The organism is Alkalihalobacterium sp. APHAB7 (assembly GCF_048323755.1).
Lineage (GTDB): Bacteria > Bacillota > Bacilli > Bacillales > Bacillaceae_F > Alkalihalobacterium.
In genome coordinates, this window is sequence record NZ_JBLWFS010000002.1 from 174,211 (window position 1) to 187,109 (window position 12,899).

15 protein-coding genes are annotated in these 12,899 nt (G+C 38.2%); 8 read left to right on the forward strand and 7 right to left on the reverse strand.

Going from position 1 to position 12,899, the window contains the following annotated elements; all coding sequences use genetic code 11:
* Nucleotides 1-51 precede the first annotated feature (51 nt).
* The 3 genes from ACNSTQ_RS03230 (at nucleotide 52) to ACNSTQ_RS03240 (ending at nucleotide 3,339) form a co-directional block, all read left to right on the forward strand.
* Nucleotides 52-495, forward strand: coding sequence for an Lrp/AsnC family transcriptional regulator (locus tag ACNSTQ_RS03230; RefSeq protein WP_418198410.1), 444 nt, complete (start codon nucleotides 52-54; stop codon nucleotides 493-495).
* Between the two features lie 11 nt (nucleotides 496-506).
* Nucleotides 507-2,495, forward strand: a complete 1,989-nt coding sequence (locus ACNSTQ_RS03235) for a prolyl oligopeptidase family serine peptidase (protein WP_418198411.1) — start codon at nucleotides 507-509, stop codon at nucleotides 2,493-2,495.
* A gap of 214 nt (nucleotides 2,496-2,709) precedes the next feature.
* A complete protein-coding gene (locus ACNSTQ_RS03240) occupies nucleotides 2,710-3,339 on the forward strand; it encodes an NUDIX hydrolase (RefSeq protein ID WP_418198412.1) in 630 nt (209 codons plus the stop codon).
* Here the strand turns inward: ACNSTQ_RS03240 and ACNSTQ_RS03245 are convergent.
* On the reverse strand, nucleotides 3,336-4,838 hold the full coding sequence (locus tag ACNSTQ_RS03245) for an MDR family MFS transporter (protein WP_418198413.1): 1,503 nt from the start codon (nucleotides 4,836-4,838) through the stop codon (nucleotides 3,336-3,338). The genes ACNSTQ_RS03240 and ACNSTQ_RS03245 overlap by 4 nt on opposite strands.
* 346 nt (nucleotides 4,839-5,184) lie before the next feature.
* On the opposite strand from ACNSTQ_RS03245, the gene ACNSTQ_RS03250 reads away from it, so the two are divergent.
* The 4 genes from ACNSTQ_RS03250 (at nucleotide 5,185) to ACNSTQ_RS03265 (ending at nucleotide 8,127) form a co-directional block, all read left to right on the forward strand.
* A complete protein-coding gene (locus ACNSTQ_RS03250; protein ID WP_275118377.1) occupies nucleotides 5,185-5,463 on the forward strand; it encodes a hypothetical protein in 279 nt (92 codons plus the stop codon).
* Between the two features lies 1 nt (nucleotide 5,464).
* Entirely contained in the window at nucleotides 5,465-7,111 is a 1,647-nt protein-coding gene (locus ACNSTQ_RS03255) for a sodium:solute symporter family transporter (protein ID WP_418198414.1), read from the forward strand.
* A gap of 57 nt (nucleotides 7,112-7,168) precedes the next feature.
* Nucleotides 7,169-7,297, forward strand: a complete 129-nt coding sequence (locus ACNSTQ_RS03260; RefSeq protein WP_418198415.1) for a hypothetical protein — start codon at nucleotides 7,169-7,171, stop codon at nucleotides 7,295-7,297.
* A 257-nt stretch (nucleotides 7,298-7,554) separates the two neighbouring features.
* On the forward strand, nucleotides 7,555-8,127 hold the full coding sequence (locus ACNSTQ_RS03265; protein ID WP_418198416.1) for a hypothetical protein: 573 nt from the start codon (nucleotides 7,555-7,557) through the stop codon (nucleotides 8,125-8,127).
* A 139-nt stretch (nucleotides 8,128-8,266) separates the two neighbouring features.
* On the opposite strand, the gene ACNSTQ_RS03270 is transcribed toward ACNSTQ_RS03265, so the two are convergent.
* The gene (locus ACNSTQ_RS03270) at nucleotides 8,267-8,515 is read right to left on the reverse strand and encodes a YrhC family protein (protein WP_418198417.1); all 249 of its coding nucleotides are present in this window, start codon (nucleotides 8,513-8,515) and stop codon (nucleotides 8,267-8,269) included.
* Nucleotides 8,516-8,672: 157 nt separating this feature from the next.
* Complete coding sequence (gene mtnN, locus ACNSTQ_RS03275; RefSeq protein WP_418198418.1) at nucleotides 8,673-9,368, reverse strand: 5'-methylthioadenosine/S-adenosylhomocysteine nucleosidase; 696 nt, start codon at nucleotides 9,366-9,368, stop codon at nucleotides 8,673-8,675.
* 123 nt (nucleotides 9,369-9,491) lie between these two features.
* On the opposite strand from mtnN, the gene ACNSTQ_RS03280 reads away from it, so the two are divergent.
* Entirely contained in the window at nucleotides 9,492-9,701 is a 210-nt protein-coding gene (locus ACNSTQ_RS03280; protein WP_418198419.1) for a DUF2536 family protein, read from the forward strand.
* A gap of 90 nt (nucleotides 9,702-9,791) precedes the next feature.
* On the opposite strand, the gene ACNSTQ_RS03285 is transcribed toward ACNSTQ_RS03280, so the two are convergent.
* From ACNSTQ_RS03285 to ACNSTQ_RS03300, 4 genes are all read right to left on the reverse strand, one after another.
* Nucleotides 9,792-10,388: a YrrS family protein gene (locus tag ACNSTQ_RS03285; protein ID WP_418198420.1), complete on the reverse strand. Its 597-nt coding sequence runs from the start codon at nucleotides 10,386-10,388 to the stop codon at nucleotides 9,792-9,794.
* An 88-nt stretch (nucleotides 10,389-10,476) separates the two neighbouring features.
* On the reverse strand, nucleotides 10,477-11,649 hold the full coding sequence (locus tag ACNSTQ_RS03290) for an ABC-2 transporter permease (protein ID WP_418198421.1): 1,173 nt from the start codon (nucleotides 11,647-11,649) through the stop codon (nucleotides 10,477-10,479).
* Nucleotides 11,633-12,493: an ABC transporter ATP-binding protein gene (locus tag ACNSTQ_RS03295; RefSeq protein WP_418198422.1), complete on the reverse strand. Its 861-nt coding sequence runs from the start codon at nucleotides 12,491-12,493 to the stop codon at nucleotides 11,633-11,635. The genes ACNSTQ_RS03290 and ACNSTQ_RS03295 overlap by 17 nt, the downstream gene beginning before the upstream one ends.
* Nucleotides 12,490-12,867, reverse strand: coding sequence for a GntR family transcriptional regulator (locus ACNSTQ_RS03300; RefSeq protein WP_418198423.1), 378 nt, complete (start codon nucleotides 12,865-12,867; stop codon nucleotides 12,490-12,492). The genes ACNSTQ_RS03295 and ACNSTQ_RS03300 overlap by 4 nt, the downstream gene beginning before the upstream one ends.
* Nucleotides 12,868-12,899 lie beyond the last annotated feature (32 nt).

Sequence of the window (12,899 nt, forward strand, 5' to 3'; positions counted from 1 at the left end):
CAGAATTAGACCCTATCTTTCTTTTTATAACCTAAAGGAGGTATTTCTTTCTTGAAGGATATTGATGACCTGGATAAGAGCATCCTCAGGCTGCTTTCAATGGATGGAAGAATGTCTTTCACTGAAATTGCTAGCCAACTGGAGGTTACGGAAAAAACAGTGCGTACCCGTTATAGAACTCTTGTAGATCAAGGAATCTTAGAAGTAGTTGGCGTCGTTAATCCTATCTCGCTTGGGCTAAAAGTTTCCGCGATCTTACAACTAGGTGTTGAAGCACAGAAGTTGAATGATGTAATGGAAGAAATAATGTCATTTAAAGAAGTTCGGCACGTTTCTTTGATCACTGGGGAATATCAACTGCTCATGCAAGTAAATGTTAAAACATATGATGATTTAACATTGTTTTTGAAAGGCTTGAATACGATTTCTGGTATTAGCAAGTCGAATGTAATGGTTCAACTAGAAGTTAATAAAAATACGTTTGAAATTCATTAAGGGGGATACATATGCCAAACAAAAGACCAATCACAAGTGAGGATCTGTTTAAAATTTCGAACGTCGGTGAAGCTCAAATTTCTCCATGCAACGGAAAGTTTGTATTTGTAAAAACAACAATTGATGAAGATCAAGAGTACCGTTCTCACCTTCATTTCCAACGTTTAGATGAAGCTTCTAGTGTACAGTGGACATTCGGAAAAGTACGCGATCACTCTCCATGCTTTTCTCCAGATGGAAAGAAACTCGCTTTTGTTTCGAATCGTTCAGGTAAATCACAAATTTGGGTCATCTCTACTGAAGGTGGAGAGCCACAACAAGTAACCCAAAGTAAAAATGGTGCATCACACCCAGTTTGGTCACCGTGTGGTACACAATTACTTTTTAAAACGTCATTAAAACAAGGTCAAGATGAAAGTGTCTTTGATCAAGAGGAAAAGAAAAAAGAAAACAAAAAATCAGAGCCTCTTGTTATTAATCGCTTAAAATATAAATCAGATGGTGCAGGCTTCCATAACGAAACCTATCAACAACTTGCACTTATTCATTTAGAAACAAAAGAAATAACAGAACTTACTTCTGGCCGTTTTAGTTATGAACCGAGCTCATGGTCACCAGATGGTAAATCGATCGCCCTTTCAGCAAACTTAACAGACGACGCGGACTTCCAAATCGTTTCCGATCTCTACCTTTTACATGTAGAAACGAAAGAGCTTACTTTGTTAACGGATCATAACGGGGTTTACATGAACCCAACATGGTCACCTGATGGACAAACGATTGCTTGTTTTGGTAACGAACTTGAATATTTAGGGGCAACCATCAACCAAATTTACACGATTGATATCAGCACGAAAGAAAAGAAATGTATTACAGAAACGTGGGATGTCCATATTACAGATGCTGCGATTTCTGACATGCGATCTGGTCATCCAAACCCAGGTCCAATCTGGTCAAAAGATGGTAAAACTCTTTACTTCACTGGTAGTGAAAATGGAAATACGAGCCTTTATGCGATTGATGAGAATCATGAAATTACACCTATTTTCGCTGAAGAAGGTCATGTGTATGGTTATACGTTCGATGAAGCTAGACAGTTTGCGATTATTGGACTTAGTGATGCTTCCAACCCAGGAGACCTTTACAAAATCGTCCTAGGGGAGAAAAAGAAAACGAGGTTAACGTATATTAATGAAGGTTTTCTTTCAGAAATCCACCTTTCCATCCCTGAGCCAATTACAGCAAAAGCAAGTGATGGCTGGGAAGTCCATGGGTGGGTAATGAAACCCTATGGCTTTGAAGAAGGTAAAAAATATCCAATGATCTTAGAAATTCATGGTGGCCCGCATGCTATGTACGCCAACTCATTCTTCCATGAGTTACAACTTTTAGCCGCTCAAGGTTATGTTGTTCTTTATACGAACCCTCGAGGAAGTCACGGTTACGGCCAAAAGTTTGTGAATGCTTGTCGTGGCGATTATGGTGGAAAAGATTATGAAGATCTAATGTCAGCCGTTGATTTTGCGTTAGAAAACTTTGATTACATCGATCAAGACCGCCTAGGCGTAACTGGCGGTAGCTACGGTGGTTTTATGACAAACTGGATCGTTGGTCATACGAATCGCTTTAAAGCTGCTGTTACCCAACGTTCGATTTCAAACTGGACGAGTTTTTATGGGGTTAGTGATATTGGTTACTTTTTTACGAAATGGGAAATTGGGGCTTGCTTCCAAGAGGATCCAGAAAAACTGTGGTACCACTCTCCACTTCGTTATGTGAAGAACGTTGAAACACCATTATTAATTTTGCACGGTGAAAACGACTATCGTTGTCCGATTGAACAAGCCGAGCAACTTTACATTGCCTTAAAGCATCAAAAGAAAGATACGATGTTTGTTCGTTTTCCAGAATCGAACCATGAGCTTTCACGCAGTGGCCCGCCACATCTTCGCATTGAGCGTTTAAACCATATCGTTAATTGGTTTAATGAAAAACTTTAATTCATTTAGACAATGAAATGGGATAAAGCGCTCGGCCCAGCCTAATTGCGCTCGAACTAGGTATTCATTCACAAAAATACAATATACGCACATAAATCAAGCTGACTCAAACAATGGTAACTTCTCATGATTACATTCATTGAGGAGCATAACTTTTATGAGTCAGCTTCTTTTTTGGTATGATAAGAATAAAACTGTCAAAGAGGTGGAGGAAATGTCTGTAAATTTAGACCAAATCAAGCAACTCCTCGCAAAAAGAGATGCCGGTGTCTTAAAGGATTCACGTGCTTTAAAATCAGCAGTATTCGTCCCCATAATTGAAAAGGACCATGAACTTCACATCTTATTTGAAGTCCGCTCCAAACAATTAAGCCGTCAACCCGGTGAAATTTGCTTTCCTGGTGGAAAAATTGATGTAACGGACCCATCTGAAGAAGAAACAGCGAAACGTGAATTGTGTGAAGAACTAGGACTAACGGACGCTGATATTGCTACCATTGCGCCACTAGACGTCTTAGTTACACCATTTCGCGGGACAATCTTCCCGTTTGTTGGTCAAATCTTGTCACCAGAAAAGGTTTCACCGAGTGAACATGAAGTTGAAGAAGTATTTACGGTTCCTTTATCCTTTTTACTAGAAACAGAACCGAAAATGTACAATATGAATATTCATTTTGAACCTGATGAAAACTTTCCATTTGACCGCATTCCGAATCGAGAAGCCTATACGAAACGAACCCATTCGTTTCCAGAGTTTTTTTACTTCTACGATCAGTACGTCATTTGGGGCTTAACGGCTCGTATTCTTCAACATTTTATTGAGTTAATTAAATCTGACATTTAATTTTCATTCACCTTTTCATCTTGCGGTAAAAAGAAAATTAAAACGAGACTAATGAGTGCGAATATGAAAATTCCCCAATACACATAAGATAATGCCTGTGAAAGAGCTTCTTGAATAAATACGACTTCTTGTTCAGACAGTACTTTTCTTTGTTCGGGACTTAATATAATATTGACGATATCCATATCCAATTCATAGTCAAAAGTTCCTATAACCCCTTCAAGTTGTGACTTTAACTTACTATTTAGAATCCCACCTAATAAGGCCACTCCAACTGCGCCTCCTAATGTTCTCATAAACATATTGGAAGCCGTGGCCACACCTCTCTTTTTCCAATCCACATGACTTTGTATCGAAACAATAAAAGTTGTCGTTGAAAATCCCATTCCTACCCCAATAAAAAACGAACCAAGGCCTGCCCAAACCGGGTGATGGACGAGCGATAAAGTTAAATAAAATGTCGATCCTAAAACTAAAGCAAAGCCGCCAATAAGTGCTGCTTTTCTGTACCCAATTTTAAGTAAAAGTTTTCCTGCGATCGTTGATGATATCGGCCAGCCAATTGAAATCATCGTTAATGTGAAACCTGCAATTATTGCCGGCTGATTCATGACTCCTTGAACATACGTAGGAAGAAAGGACGATACTGCCAGCAGCAATGCTCCCGATGCAAATGATGCAATATTTGCAATCACAATTAACGGTGTTCCCCATATATCCATCGACATAATCGGTTCCTGCGCTCGTTTTTCTTGATAAATAAACGCAATAAAACTAATACCAAATAAACTGATACATAGTATGATAGGTAGTGAAAACCAGTCCCATTGAACCCCGCCTTGAATTAACACCATCATTAAAGATCCCACACTTATTAATATTAAGAGCGCTCCGAAATAGTCGACTGCTGGTTTTGTTTTCTCAATATTTTCTTTTAAAAATAATACGATTAAAAGAACCGCTAGCAAACCGAACGGAATATTCATCCAAAATATCCATGACCAATGGACGTATTGAACAAATACTCCACCTAAAACTGGCCCAAGGATGGAGGAGATTCCCCAAATACTTGCTAAATAGCCTTGAATGCTGGCTCGTTCTTCTTTTGTGTAGATATCCCCGACAATCGTCGTTGCAATCGGTTGAACTGCACCTGCTCCTAGACCTTGAATAAATCTAGCAATAATTAACCATTCCATCGAAGTGGCAAATCCGCACCATATAGACCCAACAAGAAAGATTAGAATTCCAATTGAAAAAATAATCTTTCTTCCAAATAAATCAGCTAACTTGCCATAGATCGGGATCGATACAACTTGCATTAGTAGATAACCGCCAAAAACCCAAGTGAATAAGCTAAAACCGCCTAACTCTGAAACAATTCCTGGCATGGCAGTAGCGACGATCGTGGCTTCAACGGCTGCCATAAACATTGCCATGATAATCGCAAACAAGACAATTGGGCGGTTCGTTGTTTTCCGTCGTAATAACTCTTTCATGTTTATCAACTCTTTCTAATTATGTAATTTAATGTATAGAAATTCGTATAAAATATCAGAAAACTTAAAATTAAATATAATTTTCTTACGATTTAATCTTGAAACAATTCCAAATTTCGTGTAAATTCTAATTAAGTTTACTAATTTTTCTCTACTTGCGAAAGGGAGGGGGATCCTTTTAACTCATTTTTTCTTCAACTAGTGGAGTTCATTTTCAGAAAACTGACTGGTCGGTCAGCTTTATTTTTAGTTTGAAGACAGATTGAGTGTTCGTTCAGTTCATCAATGGGTTAGTGAGCTTATGTAAAAATGAAAGCACTTACAAAATGAAGGGGGAGAATTTTTAATGAGTGCGTATAAAAAAGAAGTTTGGTTCACAATTATTATGTCAGCAATTTTCCTACTGGCTGGGCATGTCGGCTTTATCTTTTCTATCTTTCCAGTAGAAGGTAACTTGTTTGGGTTTCCGATCATGTACATCGTACCAATCTTAATCGGTTGGTTTGGTATTTTCATTTTAACTCTAATTGCAGGTAAAATTGGAAATCACATCGATGAAGCAATTGATGAAGAAAATGCTCGTTTAAGTCAAGACACAAATGATAGCCAGAAAGGAGTAAGTTAAGATGGACCAAACATGGCAGTTATCCAATCCAATTATAGGTATCGTAATCGTTATCGCAACATTCGTATTATTCTATGCTGTAAGTTATTTTTCCAACCGTGCCAGTAAATCCGTCGAGGACTTATATGCCGCTGGCGGTGGTGTAGGACCAGTAACCAATGGTCTTGCAATGGCTTCCACATACATGAGTTTAGCTACATTTTTAGGAGTAACCGGATTAATTCTAAATCTCCAAGTTCCATTCGTTATGTTATGGATCCAAATGATTTTAGCTATTCCTTTAATTACAATTATTTATGGAACATCTTTACGTCGTATGGGTGCTTTCTCACCTACTCACTTCGTCCGTGAACGTTACGGTGTGACTGCATCAATTATCGCTGCATTATTTATGATCTTAGTTTCAATTATGTACGCACTAGGACAAATGATCGGTATTGCTGTTACATTTGAAACGTTACTTGGTATTCCTTATATTACTGGACTTATTGTTGGTGGTATTTTAATTGTTGGTTATGTAACCATTGGTGGTATGAGTGGAGCTACAAACAACGCTGCTATTCAAATGGTTATTATAGCACTAATGTTTATCGTTCCATTAGGAGCAATCATGAAAGCAATGGGCGGAACTGGTTGGTACTTCCCTCCACTTTTATATGCTGATATGGTTCCTGCAATGTTAGAAGCAATGCCGAGTTTCTTTGATTACCAATACTCTTCAAAATGGTATTTTGCAATTATTCCTGCATTAACGATTGGTTCTCTTGGATTACCTCACTTAGCGATGCGTATATATACAGCTTCTAGTTTAAAAAGTGCACGTCAAGCAATGGTATGGTTTGCACTAGTTTTAGGTCTTGTTTTCTCTGCTACTTATGCAATGGGGTTTGCAGGGGTATACTACACACAAATTTCTGGAGTAGAAATTTCTTCTGCAGATGCGGATAAACTAACAATTATCTTAAACTTAGTTTACAATCCTGAATGGGTAACTGCACTTGTTATTGCTGGTGCCATCTCTGCTGGTCTATCTACTTTAAGTGGTAACTTACTAGCAATCGGTGCGTTAATTTCTCAAGATATTGTAACGACACTTAAGCCAAACTTAACAAGTAAATCTAAAGTACGCTTAGGGTATATTTCAATTGCAATGGGTGGTTTAGTCAGTGTACTACTAGCTTTTAACCCTCCTGAATTCTTAACGGTAAGTATTCTATGGGCCTTTGGATTAGCAGGAGTTACCAATGCCCCACTCATCATGATGGGTGTATGGTGGAAAGAAGCGAACAGATACGGCGCAATGGCAGCATCTGTAGTTGGTGGAATTCTGTACATCATCGTTTCTCCTTTCGTATTCCCTAACATCGTAGTTAGTGGTCATGCCTTAACAGATGGTATGGGATTATCTGGAGCAATGTTATGTGTACCGCTTAGCTTTATTTTACTAATTGTAGTATCATATATTACAAATCGTATCCCAGCTTTACAAAAGAACTTACCTACTAAGGCTGATCACAAGTTAATTGAACGTATTCATGGTTGGAACGACGTTAACCCAGCTCGTTACAACAGCACATTTGGAGCATTTTTAATTACTGCAGTAAGTATTGCCATCTTTGTCTGGGCACTAATGCCATGGGAATTTTAATTTAGAAAAGTGGCAGGTGCCTGCTTATCGGCGACAAGCGCTGGAGGGCCAGCATTAGTGTCCGGGTCTTTGGACACGTTGATGGACCGAAGCGACCTCGAGCCGATGGCGCCTGCAGCTAGACAGTTAGAAAAGCGGAAGCGCTCGATTAGCGACGTATGGACTGGAGCCCTCCGTATGAGATAAAGGAACACGGCGAGTGCAAACGAGCAGATGTTGACTTATCGTAAGGAGGAGAGCGAAGTCCACTAGACGCTGAGCGCTGGAACTAGACAATGAAAAGCGGAAGGCGCCTGCTTATCGGCGACAAGCGCTGGAGGGCCAGCATTAGTGTTCGGGTCTTTGGACACGTTGATGGACCGAAGCGACCTCGAGCCGATGGTGCCTGCAGCTAGACAGATAGAAAAGCTACAACAAACAATGATATAAATGAGGGGATATTTATGACAGGGTTGATACTTTATATTCGCACCATTCTACTAAACAATGAAGCTATAGCTGAACTAACGACTTCTCCAAAATGGAATATATGGGGTCACCTTGTAAGTATCCTGTTAGGGGTTATTTATGGCTTTATCTCTATTCAGCAGAATATAGACTATATTTCCAGCTTTGAAGCTGACTTTTTAAGAGATATTGTCGTACCTGGATTTTTCATCCTCGCTGGAATTATTATGGTTTTTCTGACGAGAGTTGCGCTTTCTCTATTATTGTGGGCAGCCTCTCGCGGATTTGGTGGACCAGGCTTACTAGGACAGCTTTTCCGCCTTTCAGCTGGTGCCCTCATCCCTTCTATTCTAGCGATGCCAGGTTTTATTGCTGACAGCGTCGATGCGACGGTTCCATTCATCGCAGTGATAGGTGTTATAATAGGGATTGCTTGGATGTACATGACATGTGTAAAGATCGTGCTTGTTACGCAAAAGTTTGTACCATGGAAAGCATATACATCCGTACTCGTAATCTTTATCTTCTTTATTAGTATCTACTACATCGTTACGCCACCAGCAACATAAACAACCGTGTACCAGGTTATCCTTTAGCCCACTAAAGGTACCTGGTACCTCTTTATTTTTTATATACCACCTTTTATGTAGCAAAGAAGAGGATGACCTGATTGTCATCCTCTTCTCCATTTATATATATCATATATTATTATTGTCCGAGCTCTTCGTTATCTAGTTGGTTGCGATAGCGCATCGCTTTTCGGTGAAAAATCAATGCCATCACTAACGATAACACAGTCCCCACCATCATATATTCAACATAATTTCCAGTTAAAGGAACATCGTTTGGAATAATGATGCCAAGAAACATAAATATACTTAAGGACAATAAAATAAAACCAAATCGCTTATAGTCTTCTATTTTTCCTTTAATTTCACGAATTTTCTTATCATCCATGTTTACATTCCTCCCTATTAACACTCTTCTATTCTAGCATAGAATGGTGTATACAAGGGGATGTAACTGTTGTTACTAGAGGGAATATATAGGATATGAGCCGTTCAAGAACTGTTGGTGCTCGCTAGTTTTTATACTACCTGTAACACTCCGCTCTTTACTTTTTCAACTCATCTACAATGAGTAAAACAAGCTTTGCAGAATTAACGGATGCCGTTTCCAAAAATTGATCATATGAAACTTTAGCATCACTACCCGCAATATCAGAAAGTGAACGTATGATAACAAATGGACAATCAAATTGATGACAAACTTGTGCAATGGCTCCTGCTTCCATCTCGGCACAATACGGGTTATCAAAACGTGCTTTTAAATCCTCTACACGAGCATGGTCGCTCATAAACGAATCGCCAGATACGATTAGTCCTTTTACAGAATGAACCCCAACGTCATTCGCTGCTTCTTCTGCAATAGCTACTAATTTTTCATTTGGAGAATAATAAGCTGGCATTCTTGGGACCTGTCCAAATTCATACCCAAATACAGTAGCATCAACGTCGTTATATCGGACTTCCGTAGAGATGACGATATCTCCAACTTTTAATCCTTCATGAAACCCGCCTGCAGACCCCGTATTAATGATCTTTTCAACATTATATAATTGAATAAGCAATGTTGTTCCGATTGCTGCATTCACTTTTCCGATTCCTGACTTTAATAGGACGACGTCAAGACCATTTAAATTCCCCGCGTGAAATTCACAGCCTGCAATTGATTGATCGACTCGATTGTCTAATTTACTTTTTAATAATTCTACTTCTTCATCCATCGCACCAATTATTCCAATTTTCATGTCTATCTTCCTTTCATTTGCAACTTTTACTTCAACATTTTTCCATATAAAACAGTAAAGTATACAATCTCCATAGTTCTTGGTATATTATAACTGAAATTTGATAAAAAGGGAGAAATAACGATGCAAATTCATTTAGATACGATTGAAGATAAAGTCGAATGTTTCGAAGCTCGTAGCTTAAAACAGTTAGAAAAGCAAATAAATGAACAAATTGATAATAATAAGGTCCTCTTGTTACAAGTTCATCATGTTCAGCATAACGTACACATTGACCAAAAAACTTCTTTACCAATTTATTCAGCAGTCGTTCATTTTAAAGCGAAAAAATAGATCGACATCCCAAGCTAAATGAAAAAGGCTCCACACCATCATAAGAATGGGGAGCCTTTATTTATAGTAAGCTATTAAAATCTGTTTGTTTTATAAATAAGGATTTGAAGACAACTTGATAACTTCCACTGGTTTCCAACCACGTTCTGTTACCCACTCGATCCTCACTCGGTAAGGGGTATTTTTATTTGCAGCATCACTGACCGTTCCAACTGCACTCATCGAATCGCCGCCGTTCTCAATTCGCCAGATAATGATGTCATCATATAACCCTGTTGCATATTGAATGGCATGGGTCATTTCTTTCCAATTAACGTGATCTTTTGAAAAGTTTATTTGAAATGGTTCACTTTGCACCGTCCCAATCGGTTGCCATTCACCGTCAGACAGCTCTTCCTCTGCATCCTCTTCTTCTTCACGAAGTTCCTCATTTTCTACTTCTTCTTGAGTAGAATCGATATCTCGATCATTTTCGATCGTTTGTTCCGTTTCTGTACTTTGCTCTTGTTGTTCTTCCTGTTGTTGTTCTTGCTCAAGATCAGCAATTACTTCTTCACTGGCACTAGGAGTGAAGAATACCTTCACCGCAACGTATATAATTAAGATAGCTACAATTCCGATTGCTACATTCAGCAACCGATTTAAACGACGTTTTTTACGTTGATCATATCGAGTTGAGTAGTTCATTCGCCATCTCTCCTTCCCAATTCCAACCTAATACTACCATGCAACACCTTCAATTTCTAGTTATTTTACTACTATTTCCTTGACGTTTCTAGTAGTTTACCAATCTAGATGGTACATTTTGCTGAAAATTTTCATAAATTGCAATTTGCGGACGGCTTTCACTAATTGCTTTTAATAATTGTTCAACGTATATATCATACGAACTTGTTTCTCCGTTCAACCAAAAAGTAGGACGATTCTGATGAAACGACCAACTGCTATAATGAACCCCCATATCATGTCCAATCAATTCATACAATGGATCTTCTTTAGGAAAAATAAGGCTTATACCGATCTCTTGAAGAAGCACTGGGTTCGATAAGGGAGAAGCCGTGAGAATCACTTCATACTCTATTCCATAAATTTCACTTCCAATTGATTGATCTGGTTTATAATTTATAACTAAATGTTCTACTGATATATGATTAATAATTTCTTCCTTCGTATTCAACGGCGGGGAGGAAAGTGCAACTGCTGAAATCACTGTGAGAAACATGAGAATGAAAAATGTACTAAAAAAAGACACAGTCACCTTGATTTTCTTCTTTGTTTTATAAAAATCACGATAGCTTAGGATGGAAAACCACATCGAACCTCCAACTAATAATAAAGTACTGATAAAGAAGAATTGATTTAATAACGGTGTAACCACGGCAATCGGTATCCCAAATACGATACTCGTGGGCCAACTTAAAAACATCGGCAGGAAAACCGCTGTAACAATAAACAATCGACCAATCCAAACCGCTATATAAGAGCCAAAAGTAAAATGAGCAAATAAATAAAAACTAATAAACAAAAGAATTAATGCATTCAGCAGCTGTACAGCACCACCTGAATACCCTATCCCTATTGAATATCCTAGTATCACTTGAACAAAAAACAACGTACCGAAAGTAATTGCATTAATGCTAATCACTATAATAAGAGCCGAACTAAACTTAGCAACGACAATCGTTGAAGCAGAAATAGGCAAACTCCGGATCCTTTTATTGACTCCGCTTAACTCCTCAGCATTACAAATATGAGTAATCAATCCATAGCTCATCAATAAATTAAACAATACAATAAAGAAGATGACTCCGCTTAAATCATTTAATAAAAATCCGCTCATATTACTAACATACCAGGTGATAAAAAATTGGAATAAGATCGTGAGCGGAATAAAAATCATTGAAATACTTTTCAAAGAAAGTAAATCTTTCTTAATCAAAGATTGCATCGTTTGCCCCACCTTCCACTACGTAGTATAAAACTTCATCTAAAGTAGCCGGGCGCAATTTCGCATCAAACGTATTTTCCTGCTCAGTATCAATTACACCTGTCACCTCATACGGTCCTTTTTGATAGCCATAAACTCCTGTACGAGGGAGATCTGTATGGTGATTTGTCGTGAAGTACAGATACTTATCTTTTAATTGTTCCTTATCGTCATATAGCGCTATTTGCCCGTCCCTTAAAAAAATGATGTAGTCTGCGATTTGTTCAAAATCAGTTGTTATGTGGGAGGATAATATTACGGTCTTATCTCCTGTTTCAATCCATTGCTGAAGTAAAACTAATAATTCTTGTCTAGCTACTGGATCGAGTCCTGCAGTTGGTTCATCTAAAATAAGCACCTTTGGATGAAAGCAAAGAGCTAAAAGCAAATTTACTTTTAACTTCATCCCCTTAGAAAGCTGATGAATTTTCTTTTTAGGTGATAATTGAAACTCATTTAATAACCTTTCTTCAAGGTCGCTATCCCAGTTGGAGTAAAATGAAGAGACAAAATTAATCGATTGTCGCACTGTAAAATCGCTATACATATTGATGTCTTCAGAAACGTAACAGATATTGCGATTAAAATGTAACCGGTCTTGATCATATGAGCTATTTGCAACAGTGACTTCACCAGATAAAAAAGGTTCAACATGTGCGATCCCTTTTAATAATGTGGTCTTTCCTGCCCCGTTCCGTCCGATCAGCGCTGTTATAAATCCTTCCTTAATACTTAAATCAATTGGACCTAACTGAAATTCTTTATAGGATTGAACTGCGCTATTAACTGTAACGATACCTTTCACTTTCTTTCCTCCTTTACTCTCTGAATCATTGACATCATCTCTTCTACACTGAGTCCTAGAGTAGCCCCTAGCTGAAACAGTCGATCCACTTCTGCTTCAAATTGCTTCTCGACTTTTTGTTGTAAAATTCTTTTTTCCGTTGCTTTTACAAACGTTCCTCGGCCGGCTCGCGTATAAATAAACTCTTCTTGCTCTAACTCTGAATACGCTCGTTTGACAGTAATTACACTTGTTTGAATGTTTTTAGCTAACGTTCTGATCGATGGTAATTCTGTATCTCCTGCTAATGTCCCGTCAATAATTTGTTGTTTAATTTGATCTTTTAATTGTTTATATAACGGGTCTTTTGATTCATTCGAAAGGTGAATCCACATGTTGCCACCTCGACTGTACATAAAGTATATAC

Bases quoted from the DNA above. Each gene is read 5' to 3' on its own strand.
- ACNSTQ_RS03235 (WP_418198411.1), top strand. From the start codon at position 507: ATGCCAAACAAAAGACCAATCACAAGTGAGGATCTGTTTAAAATTTCG.
- ACNSTQ_RS03240 (WP_418198412.1), top strand. From the start codon at position 2,710: ATGTCTGTAAATTTAGACCAAATCAAGCAACTCCTCGCAAAAAGAGAT.
- ACNSTQ_RS03245 (WP_418198413.1), bottom strand. From the start codon at position 4,838: ATGAAAGAGTTATTACGACGGAAAACAACGAACCGCCCAATTGTCTTG.
- ACNSTQ_RS03250 (WP_275118377.1), top strand. From the start codon at position 5,185: ATGAGTGCGTATAAAAAAGAAGTTTGGTTCACAATTATTATGTCAGCA.
- ACNSTQ_RS03255 (WP_418198414.1), top strand. From the start codon at position 5,465: ATGGACCAAACATGGCAGTTATCCAATCCAATTATAGGTATCGTAATC.
- ACNSTQ_RS03265 (WP_418198416.1), top strand. From the start codon at position 7,555: ATGACAGGGTTGATACTTTATATTCGCACCATTCTACTAAACAATGAA.
- ACNSTQ_RS03270 (WP_418198417.1), bottom strand. From the start codon at position 8,515: ATGGATGATAAGAAAATTCGTGAAATTAAAGGAAAAATAGAAGACTAT.
- mtnN (WP_418198418.1), bottom strand. From the start codon at position 9,368: ATGAAAATTGGAATAATTGGTGCGATGGATGAAGAAGTAGAATTATTA.
- ACNSTQ_RS03280 (WP_418198419.1), top strand. From the start codon at position 9,492: ATGCAAATTCATTTAGATACGATTGAAGATAAAGTCGAATGTTTCGAA.
- ACNSTQ_RS03285 (WP_418198420.1), bottom strand. From the start codon at position 10,388: ATGAACTACTCAACTCGATATGATCAACGTAAAAAACGTCGTTTAAAT.
- ACNSTQ_RS03290 (WP_418198421.1), bottom strand. From the start codon at position 11,649: ATGCAATCTTTGATTAAGAAAGATTTACTTTCTTTGAAAAGTATTTCA.
- ACNSTQ_RS03300 (WP_418198423.1), bottom strand. From the start codon at position 12,867: ATGTGGATTCACCTTTCGAATGAATCAAAAGACCCGTTATATAAACAA.